A 20,124-nucleotide genomic window follows, 5' to 3' on the forward strand; every position below is an offset into this window, starting at 1 on the left:
GGACTCCTTCGGGTCGGGTTCGTCGGTCGGTGCTGCTGTCCGTGCTGTGGTCGGCTCAGCCCTGCTCGCGCACGACGCGCATCTCGCGGTCGCCGAACAGCACCCGGTCGCCGTCGAGGAGGGTGGCGGGCCGGCCGGCGGACAGCTCGCGGGACACGCCCCGCCGGACCAGGATCGAGCCGTTCGTCGAGCCACGGTCCATCACCACCAGCGCGCCGTCACCGGCGAGGTGGAACTGGGCGTGGGTCTTGGAGATCGACATGTTCTCCGAGACCAGGGGTACGACGTGGCGCACCGGTTCGCCCGCCCGGCCCTCGGGCCGGCGGCCGACCAGGCCGAGGCCCTCGACCAGGAAGGTCTCACCGGAGTCGAAGGTGACCCGCCACCGGGTGCGCGTCGCGGGCGCGCCGGGCCCGTCGGGCCGGCCGGTCGCAGGACCCGAGTCGGCGGCGTGCCGGCCGCGGTCGCGCGGCGCGGTGGTCGGGCGATCGGCCTGCGGCACGGAGGGCGGGACGTACGCCGACGGGCCGGGCGGCTGCTGGTCCGGCCCTTGCTGGACGGACGGCTGTTGCCGGGCCGCGGGCTGCCACGACTGCTGCGGGGAATGCTGCGAGGGCTGCTGGAGGCCCGCGGTGAGCGAGACCGTCGGGGTCACGGCCGGGGCCGGCAGCGCCGGCGTGGCGGTCTGCCGGACCGGGTTCAGCCGCATCGCGGTCAGGTTCACCACGTGCCGCGGCCGCTCGTCCTCGACGGCGGCTACCACCTCGACCGGTCGCACGTCCACGACGATCGAGCGGGCCTTGCGGTCGTGCCAGCCCCGGCGCTCGCGGCTCGGGTCCTCCACCGCGGTCCAGGCGAGGGTGGCGGTGCCGAGGCCGAACGTCGGCAGCGTGGCGACCCCGAGGATGACGGTGCGCAGCACCGCCCGGCCGACGCCGATCGGCCGGCCGGAGGTGGGGTCGACGACCCGCAGCCCGTACGCCGCCTTGCCGGGCGACGTACCGCGGGTGCCGAGCAGCACCGCGAGCACCAGCCCGACCAGCAGGAACCCTGCCGCGGCGACCAGCACGCCGGCCAGCACCCGGTCCTCGCGGAACAGCCACCACCAGGCCGCGGCGCCCACGACCGCGACCGCCGACCAGGCGACCAGGCGGTCCAGGGCGAACGCGTAGAACCGGCGGTCCAGGGCTGCGACGGGCGCGGCCTGCTGCGCCGAGACGGTGGTCGTGGTCATCGGGTCGCGGGCGCTCTCAGAGGTTCGTGACCTGGATGGTCACGCCGTCGCCGAGGTCGATCACGGCGCCCGGCAGCAGCTGAACGGCCATCCCGGGCTGCAGGTCCTCGGGGGCCAGCCCGGGCTGGACGAGCACGGTGCCGTTGGTGGAGCCCATGTCGGTCACCACCGCGCTGCCGTGGTCCGCGCCGGACCCGGGACGCACCTCGACGTGGGTCGAGGAGATCTCCTGGTGCGGGCTCGGCACGGTCACCAGGCGCGGCTGGTCGGTCGAGGTGAAGCGGCGGGCCTCGGGGGCGCGACCGATCAGGATCGCGCGATCGACGTCGATGGTCTCGCCGCTGGAGAAGACCAGCCGGGCGACCGGCTGCGCGGTCACGCTCGGAGCCGGCGGCTGGCCGGGGATGCCGGGCTGCTGGCGGGCGAACTGGCTCGGGTCCCAGCCACCGGCCACGGTGTCGCCGTCGTGGTCGGAGTCCGGCGCCGGTGGCTGCCCGGGCACGACCTGGTCGGCGGCACCTCCGGCCGGGTTGCCCGGGGACGCGGGCGGCTCCTCGACATCCCCCTCCCACTGCTGGTCCGGCCTCGACGGGGGCTGGCTGCGCGGCGCGATCTCCGGTCCGGCCGCAGGCTCGTCGCCGGCCTCGTCGAGGTCGTCGTCCGCCTCCGGGTCGGAGAACGGCCAGTGGTGGTCGTCCTCCCCCTCGACCGGCTCCTCGACCGGCTCCTCGACCGGCTCCTCGACCGGCTCCTCGACCGGCGGGGCGACCGGAGGAACCTCGGCGACGGGCTCGGGGATCGGTTCGGGGATCGGGGAGAACGCCTGCGTGGGCTCACCGGGCAGGTCCTCGACCGGCTCCGGGGCAGCCCGGTGCGCGACCGGGACCGCGACGGCGACCGGCTCCTCGCCGGGCGCGTGGGGGACCGGCAGCGGCAGGCCCTCCTCCTCGGCGTCGGCGAGCGCGGCGTCGGAGGCGAGCAGGTCGTCCACCGAGGGCGGGCGCTCGGCGTCGGACTCGGCGTCGGTGATCTCCCCCAGGGGTACGACGGGGGCGACGTGCAGTCCGCCGGGCTCGTCGGCCGTCTCCATCACCGGCTCTGTCACAGGCTCTGTCACCGGCTCTGTCACCGGCTCGGGCATCGGCACCACGACCGGTTCGGCGAGCGGCTTGGCGTGCGCCGCCTGCGCCACCGGCTCGACGTACGGCGGCTCGTCGACGCGCGATACCCGGACCAGGCCGGTCTCCAGCACGTAGTCGTCCGCGCCGCCGACGTCCTCGAGGTCCACGCGGACCGAGGTGACGCCGTCGAGGACGCGCTCCACCCAGGTCGCCGCCGCGGTGCCGTCGACCTCGACCGGGTCGCCGTCCGCCAGCGTGAACGTGGCCCGCGCGGCCCCGCGCAGCACCACCCGGGTCTGCGCCTCGCCGCTGCTGACCAGCACGAACCCCGGCAGCCCGCGCAGGCCACCCGCGATCAGCGCGTCGAGCAGCTCCTCGAAGCCGGCGCGGCCCTCGACCATCTCCCACATCGCCGCGACGCGGGACTTCTCGCTCGGCGGCAGCAGGACGGCGGCGTGCTCCCCGAAGACGGCGTACCAGCCACCCGAGCGGTAGGACCGGACCACGGTGCTCACGTCTCCCGTCATGGCAGGGCTCCCAACTTCTCCTCGAGGCTCACGAGCGCGGTCCGGGCGTCGTGGCTCCCGGACTCCGCCAATCCCACCACATCGACCACGACCGCGGTGGCGTTGTCCTGCCCGCCCGCGTGCACCGCCGCGGCCACGATCCGCTCGGCCGCGTCGCGAGGGTCCTCACTGCCGCGGAGGATCTCCTCCATCTCGTCGTCGCCGATCATCCCGCTCACCCCGTCGGAGCACAGCACGACGCGGGCGGCGGAGGCCAGCGGGAGCACGAAGAAGTCGGGCTCGCGCAGCACCGGCCCGCCGAGCGCGCGCGTGATCACGTGCCGCTCCGGATGGACCGCGGCCGCCGCGGCGTCGATCTCGCCGGCGTCGAGCAGCTCCTGGACCACCGAGTGGTCGACGCTCACCTGGTCGAGGCGGCCGTCGTGCACGCGGTAGATGCGGGAGTCGCCGAGGTTGACCAGCAGCCACGTGGGGCCTTCCTCGTCCTCGCAGAGCAGCGCCGCGACGACCGTGGTGCCGGCGTACCAGTCGGGCTGCCCTCCGCTGCGGTGCTCGGCGCCGTAGTCGCGGATCCGCTGCTGGGCCGACCTCAGGCACTCGGTCACCACCTCGGTGCCGCGCGTGGAGTCGTAGCCCTGCTCGGCCAGCCGGCCGAACTCCTCGACCACGATCGCGCTGGCGACCTCCCCTCCGTGGTGGCCGCCCATGCCGTCGGCGACCACGAACACCCGGGACGAGGCGAGGTAGGAGTCCTGGTTGATCTCGCGCACCCGACCGACGTCGGTGGCGGCTCCGCTGTGCAGGTGCACCACGACCTAGGCCTCTCCGTCCTGCGGCCCGAGCCGCACCGTCCGTGCGGCGGCGCGCCCTAGTAGCGTAGTCGGGATGGCCGGTGACTCCTCCGGAACAAGCTTCCGGTCCCTGGCGGACCAGGTGCGTGCCTGGCCCGAGTCGAGGCTTGCCCAGCTGCTGCGCCTGCGCCCCGATCTCGCCACGCCCGCTCCTCAGGATTCCGGTCAGCTCGCCGCCCGCGCGGCCACACGCGCCTCGGTCCTGCGCGCGCTCGATCGGCTCACCCTGGCCGAACTCTGCCTGCTCCATTCCCTCGTCGTCGCGGGCCAAACCCCGCGCTCCGAAGTCCACGGCCTGGTCGACGCCGACCCGGCCTGGGTGGACGACACGACCGCCCGGCTGGAGGACCTCGCCCTGGTCTGGGAGTCGTCGACCGGGCTCCGGCCCCTGACCGTGGTGGCCGAGCTCCTCGGCCGCCCGCCCGAGCACGGACCGGGACCCCTCGACGTACCTCCGGCGCTGGCGACCAGCACCCACGACCCCGACCTCGCGACCCGGGCCGCGGCCGGTGCGGCCTTTGACGTCGTACGACGGGTGGAGCTGCTGCTCGACCACTGGGGCAGCGCCCCGGCCCCGGTGCTGCGGGCCGGCGGGCTCGGGGTCCGCGACCTCCGGGCCACGGCCGCGCTGCTGCACGTCGACGAGCGCACGGCCGCGTTCGTGGTCGAGCTCGCCGCCTCGGCCGGGCTGCTCGCGGTCGGCGCCCCCGGCGACCTGCCCGAGAGCTGGCTCCCCACCGACGCGTACGACGCGTGGTGCCGGCGCCCGGCGGCCGAGCGGTGGACCGAGCTGGTGCGGGCCTGGCTGGTCAGCCCGCGCACCTCCGGCGACGTCGGCGCCCGCGACGCCTCCGGCAAGCCGCTCAACGCGCTCGCTCCGGGGCTGGTCGACCCCCACCACGTGGACACCCGCGGTCTGGCGCTCGCGCAGCTGGCCGCCCTCCCGCCCGGCGATGGCCTGGCCACGGGCACCGGCGTGCCCTCCCTGGTGGCCCGGGTCCGCTGGCTGCGGCCGCGGCGCCCGGCTTCGCAGGGACCGCTGGTCGCGTGGGCGACGGAGGAGGCCGCGCTGCTCGGCGTCACCGGCCTCGGCGGGCTGACCCCGGCCGCGCGGCTGCTGCTCGACGGCGACCCGGCCGGTGCGGCCAAGGAGATCGAGCCGCTGCTGCCGGCCCCGCTCGACCACATCCTCGTCCAGGGCGACCTGACCGCGATCGCGCCCGGCCCGCTCGAGAGCCACCTGGCCAGCCAGCTGCACCAGGTCGCGGACGTGGAGTCCCGGGGAGGAGCGACGGTCTACCGCTTCACCGGCTCGTCCGTGCGCCGGGCGCTCGACGCCGGCTGGTCGGCCCAGGAGATCCACGACTTCCTCGGCGACGTCTCGCGCACCCCGGTCCCGCAGCCGCTCACCTACCTGGTCGACGACACCGCCCGCACCTTCGGAACCCTCCGGGTCGGCTACGCAGAGGCGTTCCTGCGCACCGACGACGAGGCCGCGCTCGAGACGCTGCTGCGCGACCGGCGGGCGGCGTCGCTGGGGCTGCGCAGGCTGGCGCCGACCGTGGTCGTGTCCACCACCCCGATCGACGTGCTGCTCCCCCGGCTGCGCGACCTCGGCCTGGCGCCGGTGGTCGAGGCCGAGGACGGCACGGTCCGGGTGGCCCGGCCCGACGTGCACCGGGCGCGCACCCCGAAGGCCCGACCGACCGGTCGCGAGGCGGCCCGCGAGGGCGCCCAGCTCGCCGCCGCCGTGGCCGCGATCCGGGCCGGTGACCGGGCCGTCGCAGCGAGGCCGGCGACCCTCGCCACCGGCAGCACACCCGCGGAGGCGCTGGCGGCGCTGCGGATTGCGATCGAGGAGGGCGCCTCGGTGTGGATCGGGTACGTCGACAACCACGGCACGACCACCGAGCGGATCGTGGACCCCCAGCGGGTCGAGGGCGGCCAGCTCACGGCGTACGACCACCGCAGCGAGGACCTGCGCGGCTTCGCCGTGCATCGGATCACCGGAGTGCGTGCCGTGGACGCGGCGACCGGCCGGCCCTCCCCACCGGCTCCGTAGACTGGTGCGGATGGACTTCCTCCGGTACGCCGAGTCGGCGGCGGCGCTGCTCAACGCCGACGTCGCGGACGTGCCCGCCCTCACCGCGCACCTCGCGAACCGCCCGTGGCTGCTCGACCAGGTCACCGAGGCCGACTGCGCCGCGCTGGTGGAGTTCCAGGACGACCTGCGGCAGGTGTTCGCGGCCGCCGGCGACGTGCCGGTCGTGGTGGGCGGGCTCAACGACCTCATGCAGCGGCACCCGGTGACCCCGATGATCTCCGACCACGACCCCGACCACCTGCACCTGCACGTCGCCAGCAGCGCGTCGTCGGTGGCCGAGCTGCTGATCGGTGAGGCGCTGCTCGGCCTGGCCACCCTGGTCTGCGACCTCGGCCCCGGCCGGCTCGGCGTCTGCGCGGCCACCCCCTGCACGAACGTGTACGTCGACACCTCGCCGAACCGTTCGCGGCGCTACTGCTCCGACCGCTGCTCGTCGCGCGCCAACGTCGCGGCGTACCGCGCCCGCCAGCGCGGCATCGCCCCGGTGCCGACACCATGAGCACCCCGGCACGCCACTCGCTGCGCTCGCGCCTCGCCGGGGACGCCGCATGAACGACGGCCCGCTGATCGTCCAGTCCGACAAGACGCTGCTGCTCGAGATCGACCACCCGGCCGCTGCTGAGTGCCGCCGCGCGATCGCGCCGTTCGCGGAGCTCGAGCGGAGCCCGGAGCACATCCACACCTACCGGCTCACCCCGCTGGGGCTGTGGAACGCGCGCGCCGCCGGTCACGACGCCGAGCAGGTGGTCGACACCCTGCTGACGCACTCGCGCTACCCGGTGCCGCACGCGCTGCTGGTCGACATCGCCGAGACCATGTCGCGGTTCGGCCGGCTCCGGCTGGAGAAGCACCCGACCCACGGGCTGGTGCTGGTCAGCAACGACCGGCCGGTGCTCGAGGAGGTGCTGCGGGCGAAGAAGGTCGCCGGGATGCTCGGCGAGCGGCTCGACGACGACACCGTGGTGGTGCACGGCTCCGAGCGGGGCAACCTCAAGCAGGCGCTGCTCAAGCTCGGCTGGCCGGCCGAGGACTACGCCGGGTACGTCGACGGCGAGGCGCACCCGATCGCGCTCGACGAGACCGGGTGGTCGCTGCGGCCCTACCAGGACGAGGCGGCCGAGGCGTTCTGGCACGGTGGGTCGGGCGTGGTGGTGCTCCCCTGCGGCGCCGGAAAGACGCTGGTCGGCGCGGCCGCGATGGGGCACGCGCAGTCGACCACGCTGATCCTGGTCACCAACACGGTCTCGGCGCGGCAGTGGAAGGACGAGCTGGTCCGCCGCACGTCGCTGACCGCCGACGAGATCGGCGAGTACTCCGGCTCGGTGAAGGAGATCCGCCCGGTCACCATCGCGACGTACCAGGTGATGACCACCAAGCGGCAGGGCGTCTACCGGCACCTCGAGCTGCTCAACGCCCGCGACTGGGGGCTGATCCTCTACGACGAGGTGCACCTGCTGCCGGCGCCGATCTTCCGGATGACCGCCGACCTCCAGGCCCGCCGCCGGCTCGGCCTGACCGCGACCCTGGTCCGCGAGGACGGCCGTGAGGGCGACGTGTTCAGCCTGATCGGACCCAAGCGGTACGACGCCCCGTGGAAGGACATCGAGTCGCAGGGCTACATCGCGCCGGCCGACTGCGTGGAGGTGCGGGTCACCCTGCCGTCGAACGAGCGCCTGGTCTACGCGACCGCCGAGCCGGAGGAGCGCTACCGGCTGGCGTCGTGCACGCACCACAAGATCGACGTCGTCAAGCAGCTGGTGGCCCAGCACCGGAGCCAGCCGACGCTGGTGATCGGGCAGTACATCGAGCAGCTCGACGAGATCGCCGAGGCCCTCGACGCGCCCGTGATCAAGGGCGAGACCACGGTCAAGGAGCGGCAGCGGCTCTTCGACGCCTTCCGGGCCGGAGAGATCGGGCTGCTGGTGGTCTCGAAGGTCGCGAACTTCTCGATCGACCTGCCCTCGGCCGAGGTCGCGATCCAGGTGTCCGGCTCGTTCGGGTCCCGCCAGGAGGAGGCGCAGCGGCTCGGCCGGCTGCTCCGCCCCAAGACCGAGGGCAAGTCCGCGCACTTCTACACGATCGTCTCGCGCGACACGGTCGACGCGGAGTTCGCCCAGAACCGGCAGCGGTTCCTCGCCGAGCAGGGCTACGCGTACCGGATCGTCGACGCCCAGGACCTGCCCGCCTGAGACGGCCGTCGCGAGCAGGTCGGATCGGGCGGGCAGGTCCTCAGGATCTCGAGGTGTCCTAGGGTGCGTCTCTCACGTCGGCGCCGACGTGAGAGACCTGCCTCAGGCGGGCGGGAGCCTCGGCGGAGGGCCTCCGGGCCGGCGCCGGGACGACCACCACGCGGCCGCCAGCAGGAGCGCGCCGCCGACCAGCCCGGTCACTGCCAGCACCCGCCACGTGCGGAACCACGGTGGGCCGAACCAGGTGCGCTCGCCGCCCCCGGTCTCCGCGGCGACCAGCGAGCCGCCGTGCAGCACGCCGGACACCCAGCGGTCCAGGTTCTCGATGTCGGAGCTCGAGACCGAGCGCGAGGACGAGCGGCCGTCGTCGGCGCGGAACGCAAGCAGCACCCGCCGGTTCACGCCCGGCTGGACCTCGAACGACCCGGGCACGGTCTCGAGGCAGGTGGTGTCCGCGACCCCCTTCGCGCAGTCCGGGAGGTCCAGCGCGCGGTCCGGCACCAGGGTGCCGACGACCAGGAACGCCGCGCCGAACATCATCGCCCCGAGACCGAGCAGTGCGAGCAGCAGCGGTCGTCTCATGGCCGGGGCGCCCCCGTGGCGACGTACGCGGCCACGATGTCGCTGCGGGACAGGCTCGTGTGCGCGGTGTTCATGCCGGCCAGGAACGAGAAGTCGAGCCGCTCGAACCGCTCGTGGACACCCTCGGCCAGCGGCCGGATGAACCAGTGGCTGCCGCGGGTCACCTCCGCGACGGCGCGCGGGCGGAAGTCGGCGCCGACCTGCGGCACGGTGAAGGCGTGGTCGCGACGCAGCCGGGCCAGCTCGTCCGCGGTGACCCGGGACAGGTGGGCGTGCCGCATCGTGAAGTCGGGGTGGCTGCGCGCCGGCGCCTCGATCCGGCGCGGCTCCGGCAGCCGCTGCCAGACCTGGAAGACCGTGCGCACGCTCACCGGGCGACCCGCCGCGTCGACGAACCCGTCGCAGTCGAACGAGCCGGCCAGGCCGAACCAGGGGTCCACCCGGTTGGCGAAGGTCCACTTGTTGAAGCTGCGCGGGAGGATGAACGCCACGGTGTCGCTGAACGAGCACGCGTGGGCGAGGAACCGCACCGCGAGCGCGCCGCGCTGCCCGAACGGCGGGTTGCCGATGGTGAGCACCGGGCCGGCGCCGGGCGGCGGACGCCAGGCCATGAAGTCGGCGGCGGTGACCTCCGGGTGGCCGGGCGCGACGTCCAGCCCGACCCGGCGGTCGGCCGGGAGGTGGGCGAGGAACGCGCCGCCGCCGGCGGAGGGCTCGACGACCTGGCCGTAGTCGGTCAGCGGCCGCAGGGACCCGGCGTACGCGACGCAACGGCGGGCCAGGTCCGGCTCGGTGAAGTACTGCTCGTGGCCGACGGTCCGCTTCACCTCAGCCCCCCAGCAGCAGGCGCCAGGAGCGGACCAGGCCGGCGTCGACGTACGCCTTCGCGGAGCCGCCGGGCCGGACCTGCGGGCCGACGTGGAGCTGGCGTACGCCGGCACGCACCAGCCACGGAACCTGCTCGGCGAGGAGCCCGGCTCCGGGCATGAGGGCCCCGGCGACCGCGGGGTCGGACTCGGCGAGCGCGAGCAGGTCGTCGTACCCGACCGCGAGGCCGCGCGGCGACCCCGCCGAGCAGACCGCGTCGAGCCCCGGGAGGGTGCGCAGCCGGCGCCAGGCCCGACGTGGCTCGAGGCAGTCGTCGACCAGCTCGGGGAAGGTCCACGGGACGCCGGGCAGCTTCTCCGCGAGCGCGGCGCAGGTCTCGGTGTCGACCTCGGTGTCGGCGTCGAGGAAGCCGAAGGCGACGCCCTCGGCCCCGAGCGCGAGGTACTCCTCGGCCAGGCCGACCAGCCGGGTGAACTCGCCGCCGGTGGTGGTGCGGGAGTCGGAGAGCCGCAGCGTGACGCGGACCGGGAGGTCGGTGTCGCGCAGCACCGAGGAGACCACCTGGAGGTCGGGCGAGAGGCCTTCCTCGGTGGCCAGCCACAGCCGGCCGGCCCCGCCCTCCTGGGCGCCCGGCACGTCGCGGGCGTGGTGGACGCGCACGTCGAGCAGGGTCATGGCCCGATGCTAGGGGCGCGGGAGGCGTGCGGCCGGGGACCAGACCGCAGCGTTTCGTGGCAGGGAACCTGCGGTTCGTGACCCATCGGTGGGGTACGGCGCGGGGTCAGGGCTTGTCTGCGAACTGCACCCAGAGCGTGAACCGGTCGGCCCGGAACACGGCGCGGGACACCTCGAGGCTCTTGTCCTCGACCCGGGCCCGGCGGGCGACCCGCAGGACCGGGGTGCCCTGGTCGACCTCGAGCAGCCCCGCCTCCTCCTCCGTCGCAACGCCGGCGGACACGGAGTCCTCGGCCCACGTCGGCCGCAGCCCGCGCTCCTCGAGCGCGGCGTACAGGCTGGTCGGCATGCCGCTCTGCAGGAAGCCGGGGAGCAGGATCTCGGAGAGGTAGGCGTCCTCGATGCACATGGGCACGCCGTCCGCGCGGCGCAGGCGCTTCCAGTGCAGCACCGGGTCGCCCTCGGTGAGCTCGAGCGCGCGAGCGATCCCGGGGCCGGCCTTCTCGCGGCGAGCGACCAGCGTCTGCGACTCCGCGAGCATGCCGCGGCGCGCCATCTCCTCGGTGTAGCCCAGCAGGCGTCCCACCTCCGCGCGCGGCGGCGCCACGAACGTGCCACGGCCCGGGGCGCGGTGCAGGAGGCCCTCCGCTACGAGGGCGTCGATGGCCTGCCGGACGGTCATCCGCGCGACCCCGAACTGCTGTACGAGCTCCCGCTCGGATGGGGCGGCGGTGCCAGGAGGGGCGCCGGCCAGGAGCTCTCTGAGGTACTCCCGGATGGCGACGTGCTTGAGCTGCCTGCGGGGTGGCAGCTCGACGGTCTCGCTCACGGCTCCCACTCTAGGATCGGGCGACCGCCCCGCCACCCCCCGACAGGCAATATGGCCCGAAGGTGCCAGTGGCGCTAGTAGGACTTGACAAGCGCGACAGGGACCTTGGCACTAGGCCCCTCGTCACTCCGTGGCAATCGCCTTCAACACGTCGAGGCGGGCCGCGCGCCGGGCCGGGATCACCGCCGCGAGTACGCCGGTCACGGCGGCCGCGACCAGGAAGGTCACCATCAGCGCCCAGGGGATCGACAGCTCGGTCAGGCCCTGGTCCTTCAGCGCGAGCACCATCGTGGAGCCGAACACCACGCCCATGACCATGCCGAGCAGGGCACCGAAGACCGCCACCACGACGGACTCCAGCCGGATCATCGTGCGCAGCTGCCGCCTCCCGAGCCCGACCGCCCGCAGCAGGCCGACCTCGCGGGTGCGCTCGATGACCGACAGGCTGAGGGTGTTGACGACGCCGAGGATCGCGATGATCACCGACAGCCCGAGCAGGCCGTAGATCATGTAGAGGAACGTGTTGACCTGCTCCTTCTGCTCGGCGGCGTACCCTTCCGGGTCCTTGACCGTGACCGTCGGCAGGTCCTTCGTGATCCGCTCCAGCTCGGCGCGCACGGCGTCGGTGCTGGCCCCGGGCTGCTTGGTCACGAACACCATCGAGTCCAGGGGCGCCAGGCCGCCCTTGGTCAGGGTGTCCAGGCTGACCAGGTAGTCACCCGGGACAGCCGGGGCGGCGGGGAAGATCGCGACCACCTTCAGGGGCACGTCGCCGCCCTGGAACGTCATGGTGAGCGTGTCCCCGACGTCGTACCCCTTGCTCTCGGAGGTGCTCTCCGTGATCGCCACCGTGCCGGGCCCGAGGTCGGCGAGCGACCCCTGCTGCACGGGCAGCGCGAAGGCCAGTCCCATCGATCGCGGGTCGACCGCGGCCACGAACGCGTTGCCGCCGTCGACCTCAGGGAACGCCTGCCGGAGCTGGGTCACCGAGGCCACGCCGTCGACCTTCCGCGCCTGGGCGGCGACGTCTGGGGAGAACGGCTGCCCGACCACGTTGGAGATGATGAACTGCGAGGTCAGCGTCTTGCCGATCGCCGCGTCGGTGCTGGCCGAGGCCGACGAGCCGAAGATCGACATCATCGCCATCAGCGCCAGGCCGATCATCAGCGCGCTGGCGGTGGCGGCGGTACGGCGGGGGTTGCGCAGCGCGTTCTGTGCCGCCAGCGAGCCGACCGTGCCGAACAGCCGGCGGTAGACCGCCCCGAACACGTGCAGCACGGGCGCGCCGAGGACCGCGCTCATCAGGGCGACGCCGATCAGGATCAGCAGGATGCCGCCCCCGATCGCGATCAGGCTGTTCCGGCCGTCGGCGACGGAGAGCCCGACCGCCATCAGGGTGCCGCCGACCACGACCATCACGATCCCGACGATGACGCGTCGGCGCAGGGTCGCCTCGGGCAGCGCGACGTCGTCGCGGAGCGCGGCCATGGGCGGGATCCGGGAGGCGCGCAGCGCGGGCAGGATCGAGGCGATGGCGGTCACGACCAGCCCCACGCCGTACGACCAGGCGATGGTGGACCAGGTGACCGGGAAGTCGGCCTGGCTGAGGTCGAGCCCGAACAGGCCGAACAGCCAGCGCAGCCCGAGCGCCAGCAGGTAGCCGACGCCGAGGCCGACCGTGGACCCGACGAAGCCGACGGCCAGCGCCTCCATGACCACGGACCGGTTGATCTGGCGGCGGGAGGCGCCGAGTGCGCGCAGCAGGGCGAGCTCGCGGCTGCGCTGCGCGACGAGGATCGAGAACGTGTTGATGATCAGGAAGATGCCCACGACCAGGGAGACACCGGCGAAGACCAGCAGGAAGGTCTGCAGGAAGCCGAGGATCTCGTCGAGGCTGGCCTTGTTGTCCTCGACGTAGTCGTCGCCGGTCTCGGCGACCACGTGCGGCGGCAGCACCTTCTGCGCGGCGTCGGCGAGCTCGCGCTGGGAGACGCCGTCGGCCGCGTTGAGCGAGATCGAGGTGTAGACGTCCTTGCCGTCGAAGAACTGGTCGTGCATGAACGTCTCGTCGAAGATCGTCAGCGTCGCGCCGTTGAGGCCGCCGGAGCCGAACTCGACAGCGCCGGTCAGCGTGGTGGTGATCGTGGGAGGGGTGCCCGGCGTGGCCAGCCGCACCTTGTCGCCGAGGTCGAAGCCGCCCTTCTCGATGGTGTCCTTGTCGAGCGCGATCTCGTACGGCGCGTCCGGCAGGTCGCCGTCGACCAGCGTGAGGATCGGCTTGCCGGTCAGCGAGGTGGCGCCGGTGTACTGGAACGCCAGTCCGGGCGGCCCGTTGCCGCCGACCACCTTGCCGTCCTCGCCGATCACGAACACCGACTGGAGGACGTTCTGCGGGTGCACGGACTCCACCTCGGGCAGCGCCTCGAGCTTCGGGACGACGTCGGCCGGGATGGTGCGGTTGTCCTGCTGGGCGTCGAAGTCGTTGGCGCCCTCGAAGGCGATCTCCACGTCGGCGGTCGAGCCCTCGATGATGTCGTCGAAGGCGCCGCCCATGGCGTCGGTGAAGATCATCGAGCCGGCCACGAACGCGACGCCGAGCACGATCGCGAAGGCCGAGAGCAGCAGCCGGACCTTGCGGGCCAGCAGGTTGCGCCAGGTGACCTTGATCATCCGCTCAGACCTCCGTCGGCGGCGCGGGGTCGACCCGGGCGCTGACCTCGGTCAGCTTCTGGATCACCGACTCGCGGTCGGGCTCCCGCAGGTCGTCGACGATGCGGCCGTCGGCGAGGAACACCACCCGGTCGGCGTACGCCGCGGCCACCGGGTCGTGGGTGACCATCACGATGGTCTGTCCGTAGTCGTCGACGCTGCGCCGCAGCAGCGTGAGCACCTCGGCACCGGAGTGCGAGTCGAGGTTGCCGGTGGGCTCGTCGGCGAAGACGATCCGCGGCTGGCTGACCAGGGCGCGGGCCACGGCGACCCGCTGCTGCTGGCCGCCGGAGAGCTGGTTGGGCTTGTGGGTGAGCCGGTCCTCGAGGTCGACCGCGTCGATGACCCGGCGGTACCACTCCTGCTCCGGCTTCCGGCCCGCGATCGCCAGCGGGAGGGTGATGTTCTCCTCGGCGGTCAGCGTGGGCACCAGGTTGAAGGACTGGAAGATGAACCCGATCTCGTCGCGGCGGAGCTGGGTGAGCTGCTTGTCCTTCATCCCGGACAGCTCGTGCTCCCCGACGTACACCTGGCCGCTGTCGGCGGTGTCGAGCGCCGCGCAGCAGTGCATGAGGGTGGACTTGCCGGACCCGGAGGGTCCCATCACCGCGGTGAACTCGCCGTTGGCGAGGTCGAGGGTCACGTCGTCGAGCGCGGTGACGAGTGCGTCACCCGTGCCGTAGGTCTTGGTGAGGTTGGCCACGCGCGCCGCAGGCGCTCCCGTCCCGTTGGTGGTCATGGCGTCCAACCTAGTGATCGGCGCCGTGGCCGGGCACGGGATTTGACCCTCCTGTGACCCTGTCCCACCCCTGGTCCAGCCCCGGTCCCACGCCGAGCCGGCACATCTTGTGCCGGGTCACCGAGCCAAACCCGTGGTGAGTCGGCACAAGATGTGCCGGGTCAGCGGCGCCAGTGCGGGAGGAGCGCGGCCGGCGAGCGTCGACGTACGGCGCCCCACCAGAGGCCGGTGCCGTAGCCGAGGTCGTCGAGCCGGCGGGCCAGCANGCCAGTGCGGGAGGAGCGCGGCCGGCGAGCGTCGACGTACGGCGCCCCACCAGAGGCCGGTGCCGTAGCCGAGGTCGTCGAGCCGGCGGGCCAGCACGTAGCGCACCGGGTCGAGGTCCGGCCCGGTCCGTCGCCGGTCCAGCAGCCCCTCGGCGACCGCGGCGACGAGCACCGCCCGCCGGGCGCGGGACGAGCGCAGGCAGGCGAGCGCGGCCACCGGCCAGTAGTGCCGGGTGAGGGCGCCGGCGGCCTGGTGGGCGGTGCCGACCGCGCCCCCGGCGGTGAGGGCCGCAGCGGCGCGCACCGGGTGGTCGCTGCGGTCGAGGCGGCGGGACAGCCCGAGCGTGGTGGCGGCCAGGATCGCGGCCGCGGCCGGCAGCGACCAGCGGCGCTGGGCCAGGGCGGCGAGCGTGAGCGCGGCCGACCAGGGCGCCAGCACCATCGGCGCGGCCGCGTCGCCGTGCCGGGCGGCGAGGTCGGCGGCGCCGGTGCCGTAGAACGCCTTGCGGACCAGCCACGCCCCCAGCCGCGTGCGGTGCCGGTGCCGGACCACGGACGCCGGGTCGTAGCGCACCGTCCAGCCGGCGTCGGCCAGCCGCCACACGAGGTCGACGTCCTCGGCGACCCGCATCTCCTCGTCGAACCCGGCACCCAGCGCCGACGCCCGCCCGACCAGGCAGGCGCTGGGGAGGTACGCGACGACGCCGTGCCGGCGTACGACGGCAGGCGCGGGCCCGAGGTCGAGCGAGGACCGGGCCTGCTCGTAGCGGTCGAGCCAGGTGTCGCCGTCGTGCGCGGGCAGCCCGAGCACCCGCGGTGCGACCACGGCCACCGCCGGGTCGTCGAAGTGCCGGCGGAGCCTCTCCAGCCAGCCCGGCTCGGGGACCACGTCGGAGTCCACGAACGCGACGTACGGCGACGCGGCCGCGCGCAGCCCGGTGTTGCGAGCGGCGGCGGGGCCCCGGTTGACCTCGTGCACCACCAGCCGGGCGCCGTGCCGCCCGGCGACCCCGGCCACCGCGGCAGGGTCGATGGAGGCGTCGTCGACCACCACCACCGGCACGTACGGCGGCAGGGCAGCGAGCAGCGCGTCGAGCTGGTCGGCCCGGTCCCGGATCGGGACCACGACCGTGACGTCGGCGAGGGGGGTGGCCGGCTCCTCCGGCGACCACCAGGGGTCGGCGAACCCGGTGTCGAGCAGCCGCCGGGCCAGCGCCGCGCCGGCCGGGGTGTCGGCGACGACCTTGTCGTCGACCAGCAGCGGCCGGGCGGCGGGCCGCAGGTGCAGGACGCCGCCCGCGGTGCCGCCGACCAGGGTGCGCCCGTCGTCGCAGACGTGGGTACGGGGAGACAGCGCGGCCGTGAAGCCGGCCGGGAGCCGCGGGTCGGCCGGCGCGGCCGGCAGCGGTCCCGTGGTCATGGCTGCGGGACCGCCTCGCGCAGCCGGCCGTGCGGGTCGACGTCGATGGCGAACAGCTCGCGGGCCACCCGGGCCACGATCGCGGCGAACACCTCGCGCCCCTCCTCCACGCTGCTGGTGGTGGCGTCGCCGAGCACGCCGTTCGGCGAGACCGCGCGCACGCCCTCGAGCCGGAGCCGCGGCATCAGGTCCACCACCGGCTCGGTGGCGCCGGCCGCGGCCAGCTCGACCTGCACCGCCCAGGGCGCGATGCAGCGCATCACCGAGGTCTCGGTCCGGCCGGCGTGCGCGTCGCCGCCGGGCACCGCGCAGGCGGTCCAGGCGACGCCCTGCCCCTCGTCGCGGAGCTGCTCGACCGCCCGTGCGACGGTGCCGACGTGGCCGCCGTGGCCGTTGACGAAGATCACGCCCTCGGCCCACCGGCAGGCGGACCGGGCGTACTCCACCAGCAGCAGGAGCAGCACGTCGTGCCCGATCGAGATGGTGCCGGGGAAGTCCTCGTGCTCGCCGGAGGCGCCGTACGACAGCGCGGGGGCGACCACCACCGGCCGGCCGGCGGCGTGCAGCTGGTCGGCGACCGCGCGGGTGACCGCCGACGCGATCATCGTGTCCGTGCCCAGCGGCAGGTGCGGGCCGTGCTGCTCGAGCGAGCCGACCGGCACCAGCACCAGCGGCGTCCCGTTCCCGTCCCGCGGCTCCAGCGTCGGCCAGCGCAGCTGGGCGAGGGACAGCTGCGCGGCGGGCGGGGTCGGGCCGGTCATCGCGGGCTCAGCCGGGCCGGTCGGCGGACGGGCCGGCGGACAGGCCCGCGACCGGGCTGGCGTCGCAGGCGCTGACGGGTCGGGCGACGGGCTGGTCGGGACGTCGGGTGAGCAGGGTCAGCGGCACAGGCTGGTTGCGGACCGGGCCGGCGTGCGAGTGGTCCTGCGAGGAGCCGGGGAGCACCCGCTCGCCGGCCAGCGCGGCAGCGCTGTTGCCCTTCACGCACTCCGGGTCCGGGCCGTCGAGCGGCAGGCCGGTGAAGAACTTCGCGGCCATGCAGCCGCCCCGGCAGGCGTCGAAGGCCGAGCACTGCGTGCAGGCGCCGCCGGTCTGCGGCGAGCGCAGGTCCTCGAACAGCGCCGAGTGCTTCCAGACCTCGTCGAAGCCGCCGGGCGAGCGGACGTTGCCGGCCAGGAACTGGTCGTGGATCGCGAACGGGCAGGCGTAGACGTCCCCGACCGGGTCGACCAGGCAGACCACCCGCCCGGCGCCGCACAGGTTGAGGCCCGGCAAGGCCTCGCCGTACGCCGAGAGGTGGAAGAAGGAGTCGCCGGTGAGCACGCGGTCGCCGTTGGCGACCAGCCAGTCGTAGAGCTCGCGCTGCTGCTCCGGCAGCGGGTGCAGGTCCTGCCACACGTCGGCCCCGCGGCCCGACGGGCGGAGCCGGGTCAGCCGCAGCTGCGCGCCGTACCGGTCGGCGATCGCCTTGAACTCGTCGAGCTGCCCGATGTTGTGCCGGGTGCAGACGACCGAGAGCTTGAAGTCGGTCATGCCCGCGGCCTGCAGGTTCGCCATCGCGCGCATCGCGGCGTCGTACGTGCCCAGGCCGCGGATCGGGTCGTTGACCTCAGGGGTCGCGCCGTCGAGGGAGACCTGCACGTCGACGTAGTCGGTCGCGGCCAGCTGCTCGGCCCGCTCCGGGGTGATCCGGAAGCCGTTCGTGGAGAACTTCACGCCGACGTGGTGCTCGACGGCGTAGTCGAGGAGCTCCCAGAAGTCCGGGCGCACGGTCGGCTCGCCGCCGCCGATGTTGACGTAGAAGATCTGCATCCGCTCGAACTCGTCGATGAGCGCCTTGCACTCCTCGGTGGTCAGCTCGCGCGGGTCGCGCCGGCCGGACGACGAGAGGCAGTGAACGCAGGCCAGGTTACAGGCGTAGGTGAGCTCCCAGGTCAGGCAGATCGGGGCGTCGAGGCCGAACTCGAACTGGTCGATGAGCGGGCCGGTGCTCGGCCGCTCGGGGCGCGTTGCGGGGCGGGCGGGGACCAGGGTCATCTAGCGCTCCTCGAGGAGGCCGCCGGAGGCGAGGGTGGTCAGGGCGGCGAGGTACGACGGCCGCTCGGCGTCGGGCACCTCGGCCGCGGTCAGTGCGGTGCCGACATCGTTGCTGTCCCCGAGGCGCCGTACGACGTCCACGAGCCGGGGCGTCTTGAGGAAGCTCAACCGGCGGGTGTGGAAGTCGTAGGCCAGCGCGCCGAACGGCTCCGGGCGCAGGGCCACCGAGCCGCTCAGCCGCCAGGCCTCACGCTCCTGCATCAGTACACGCCACACATGCCGTCGATCGAGACCTCCTCGACCAGCTGGTCGGCGAGGACCTCGCTGGTCTCCTGCTCGGGGGTCTCGGGCGGGGTCTGGTCGGTCATCACGGGCCTCCTGCGAGGGTCTGCGGGACCCGTCCGGTCCCGTCCCCTCCCACGCTAGGAACCCGGCCGCCGCCGTCGCGCCCGCTGGCCGGTCGCCCTGCCCCACCCGATCGGGCAGGTCGCCCCCTCCCCCGCCGGTCCGTTTCCGGATCCTCGCCTGTGCGCGGCGTCCCGGCGCTCCTAGCGTCCGAAGGGAGCACCAACCCCAGCAGGCCCCAGGAGGTCAGTGATGCAAGTCGACGAGCTGCTCAAGCCGTTCCCGATCAAGGAGTTCCACCCGTTCCCGCGGGCACTCATGGGCCCGGGTGCCCACGAGATGATCGGCCCCGAGGCCCTGAAGCTGGGCTTCCGGAAGACCCTCGTGATGACGTCGGGTCTGCGCGGCACCGACATCGTCCACAAGATCGTGGAGTCGATGAAGTACCACGGCCTCGAGGTCGTCGTGTACGACAAGGTCGAGTCCAACCCGAAGGACTACAACGTCATGGACGCCGTGGCGCTGTACCAGGAGAACGAGTGCGACTCGTTCGTCTCGATCGGCGGCGGCTCGTCCCACGACGCCTGCAAGGGGGCCCGGGTCTCGGTCGCACACGACGGGCGCAACGTCAACGAGTTCGAGGGCTTCAACATGTCCGAGAACCCGAAGAACCCGCCGCACATCGCGGTCTCCACCACCGCCGGCACCGGCTCGGAGACGTCGTGGGCCTACGTCATCACCGACACCACGACCGACCCGGACAACCCGCACAAGTACGTCGCGTTCGACGACGCCTCGGTGACCTCGCTGGCCATCGACGACCCGGTGCTCTACTACGACTGCCCGGTCGACTACACCGCACAGTGCGGCTTCGACGTGCTCGCGCATGCCAGCGAGCCCTACGTGTCGCGGATCAACTTCCAGCCGTCGCTGGGCAACGCGCTGCACGCGATCAAGCTGACCAACCAGCACCTGCGACAGGCGGTGTGGAACGGGCAGGACCTGGCCGGCCGCGAGGGGATGATGTACGCGCAGTACATCGCGGCCCAGGCGTTCAACTCCGGCGGCCTCGGGATCATCCACTCGATCTCGCACGCGGTGTCGGCGTTCTACGACACCCACCACGGTCTCAACAACGCGATCGCGCTGCCGCGGGTGTGGGCGTTCAACCTGCCCACGCAGTACAAGCGGTTCGCCGACATCGCGCGGGCGATGGACATCGACACCCACGGCATGACCGACGTGCAGGCGGCCGAGGCGGCGCTGGCCGCGTCGATCCGGCTGCTCCGCGACGTCGGCATCACCGAGCGGTTCGCCGACGTCACGCAGGACAGCTACTCGAAGAACCGGCTGGGCCAGGGCCCGACCGCGTTCTACGAGAAGTCGAAGGAGATCACCGCCGACGCCGCCGACGTCGACCGGATCACCCACCACGTGCTGGGTGACGCCTGCACGCCCGGCAACGCCAAGGAGTGCACGTTCGAGACCGTGCGTCCCGTGGTCGAGCACAGCATGACCGGCGACCTGGACGACCTGCTCTCCTGACCGCCACCCCCCCGTGGTCGAGGAGCCGAGCCACCTCGGTGGTCGAGGAGCCGAGCCCCTGGCCGAGGCGTCTCGAGACCGCCACGGCGAGTGGCTTCGAGACGCTCGCCGGCGCTCGCTCCT

The 20,124-nt window shown here is 73.7% G+C and carries 18 protein-coding genes; 4 read left to right on the forward strand and 14 right to left on the reverse strand.

From position 1 onward, the window contains the following. Positions 1-55: 55 nt before the first annotated feature. From EKO23_RS14925 to EKO23_RS14935, 3 genes are read right to left on the reverse strand one after another with little or no spacing between them, the layout of a single operon-like run. Positions 56-1,234, reverse strand: coding sequence for an RDD family protein (locus tag EKO23_RS14925; RefSeq protein WP_134718643.1), 1,179 nt, complete (start codon positions 1,232-1,234; stop codon positions 56-58). A 16-nt stretch (positions 1,235-1,250) separates the two neighbouring features. Then, on the reverse strand, positions 1,251-2,882 hold the full coding sequence (locus tag EKO23_RS14930; RefSeq protein WP_134718645.1) for an FHA domain-containing protein: 1,632 nt from the start codon (positions 2,880-2,882) through the stop codon (positions 1,251-1,253). Continuing rightward, on the reverse strand, positions 2,879-3,694 hold the full coding sequence (locus EKO23_RS14935; protein ID WP_134718647.1) for a PP2C family protein-serine/threonine phosphatase: 816 nt from the start codon (positions 3,692-3,694) through the stop codon (positions 2,879-2,881). The genes EKO23_RS14930 and EKO23_RS14935 overlap by 4 nt, the downstream gene beginning before the upstream one ends. A 73-nt stretch (positions 3,695-3,767) precedes the next feature. Between EKO23_RS14935 and EKO23_RS14940 the strand changes: the two genes are divergently transcribed. The 3 genes from EKO23_RS14940 to EKO23_RS14950 are packed head-to-tail and all read left to right on the forward strand — an operon-like array spanning position 3,768 to position 8,026. Further along, positions 3,768-5,795, forward strand: a complete 2,028-nt coding sequence (locus tag EKO23_RS14940; protein WP_134718648.1) for a helicase C-terminal domain-containing protein — start codon at positions 3,768-3,770, stop codon at positions 5,793-5,795. Between the two features lie 10 nt (positions 5,796-5,805). Then, complete coding sequence (locus tag EKO23_RS14945) at positions 5,806-6,336, forward strand: CGNR zinc finger domain-containing protein (RefSeq protein ID WP_134718650.1); 531 nt, start codon at positions 5,806-5,808, stop codon at positions 6,334-6,336. Between the two features lie 49 nt (positions 6,337-6,385). Beyond that, positions 6,386-8,026, forward strand: a complete 1,641-nt coding sequence (locus tag EKO23_RS14950; RefSeq protein WP_134718652.1) for a DNA repair helicase XPB — start codon at positions 6,386-6,388, stop codon at positions 8,024-8,026. Positions 8,027-8,128: 102 nt separating this feature from the next. Here EKO23_RS14950 and EKO23_RS14955 read toward each other — a convergent pair whose 3' ends face one another. The 11 genes from EKO23_RS14955 to mftA form a co-directional block, all read right to left on the reverse strand. Further along, complete coding sequence (locus EKO23_RS14955; RefSeq protein ID WP_134718654.1) at positions 8,129-8,608, reverse strand: hypothetical protein; 480 nt, start codon at positions 8,606-8,608, stop codon at positions 8,129-8,131. Further along, on the reverse strand, positions 8,605-9,435 hold the full coding sequence (locus tag EKO23_RS14960; RefSeq protein ID WP_134718656.1) for a hypothetical protein: 831 nt from the start codon (positions 9,433-9,435) through the stop codon (positions 8,605-8,607). The genes EKO23_RS14955 and EKO23_RS14960 overlap by 4 nt, the downstream gene beginning before the upstream one ends. 1 nt (position 9,436) lies before the next feature. After that, the gene (locus EKO23_RS14965; RefSeq protein ID WP_134718658.1) at positions 9,437-10,111 is read right to left on the reverse strand and encodes a copper homeostasis protein CutC; all 675 of its coding nucleotides are present in this window, start codon (positions 10,109-10,111) and stop codon (positions 9,437-9,439) included. A gap of 106 nt (positions 10,112-10,217) precedes the next feature. Beyond that, entirely contained in the window at positions 10,218-10,940 is a 723-nt protein-coding gene (locus EKO23_RS26500; RefSeq protein WP_281280943.1) for a GntR family transcriptional regulator, read from the reverse strand. Between the two features lie 123 nt (positions 10,941-11,063). After that, a complete protein-coding gene (locus EKO23_RS14975; protein ID WP_134718660.1) occupies positions 11,064-13,610 on the reverse strand; it encodes an ABC transporter permease in 2,547 nt (848 codons plus the stop codon). A 4-nt stretch (positions 13,611-13,614) separates the two neighbouring features. Then, positions 13,615-14,388: an ABC transporter ATP-binding protein gene (locus tag EKO23_RS14980; protein ID WP_134718662.1), complete on the reverse strand. Its 774-nt coding sequence runs from the start codon at positions 14,386-14,388 to the stop codon at positions 13,615-13,617. A 117-nt stretch (positions 14,389-14,505) separates the two neighbouring features. Then, a complete protein-coding gene (gene mftF, locus EKO23_RS14985; protein ID WP_134718664.1) occupies positions 14,506-16,074 on the reverse strand; it encodes a mycofactocin biosynthesis glycosyltransferase MftF in 1,569 nt (522 codons plus the stop codon). Then, positions 16,071-16,835 (reverse strand): mycofactocin biosynthesis peptidyl-dipeptidase MftE, encoded by a 765-nt coding sequence (gene mftE / locus EKO23_RS14990; protein ID WP_134718666.1) that lies wholly within the window; start codon positions 16,833-16,835, stop codon positions 16,071-16,073. The genes mftF and mftE overlap by 4 nt, the downstream gene beginning before the upstream one ends. A gap of 7 nt (positions 16,836-16,842) precedes the next feature. Then, positions 16,843-18,111, reverse strand: a complete 1,269-nt coding sequence (gene mftC, locus EKO23_RS14995; RefSeq protein WP_134718668.1) for a mycofactocin radical SAM maturase — start codon at positions 18,109-18,111, stop codon at positions 16,843-16,845. Beyond that, complete coding sequence (gene mftB, locus EKO23_RS15000; RefSeq protein WP_134718670.1) at positions 18,112-18,372, reverse strand: mycofactocin biosynthesis chaperone MftB; 261 nt, start codon at positions 18,370-18,372, stop codon at positions 18,112-18,114. Then, on the reverse strand, positions 18,372-18,479 hold the full coding sequence (mftA, locus tag EKO23_RS15005) for a mycofactocin precursor MftA (protein ID WP_134718672.1): 108 nt from the start codon (positions 18,477-18,479) through the stop codon (positions 18,372-18,374). Before mftA ends, mftB begins: the two co-directional genes overlap by 1 nt. 229 nt (positions 18,480-18,708) lie before the next feature. On the opposite strand from mftA, the gene mdo reads away from it, so the two are divergent. Continuing rightward, a complete protein-coding gene (mdo, locus tag EKO23_RS15010) occupies positions 18,709-20,001 on the forward strand; it encodes an NDMA-dependent methanol dehydrogenase (RefSeq protein ID WP_134718674.1) in 1,293 nt (430 codons plus the stop codon). The last annotated feature ends 123 nt before the right edge of the window (positions 20,002-20,124 follow it).

Origin of the sequence: Nocardioides guangzhouensis, from assembly GCF_004519545.1 — a bacterium.
GTDB classification, from domain to species: domain Bacteria; phylum Actinomycetota; class Actinomycetes; order Propionibacteriales; family Nocardioidaceae; genus Nocardioides; species Nocardioides guangzhouensis.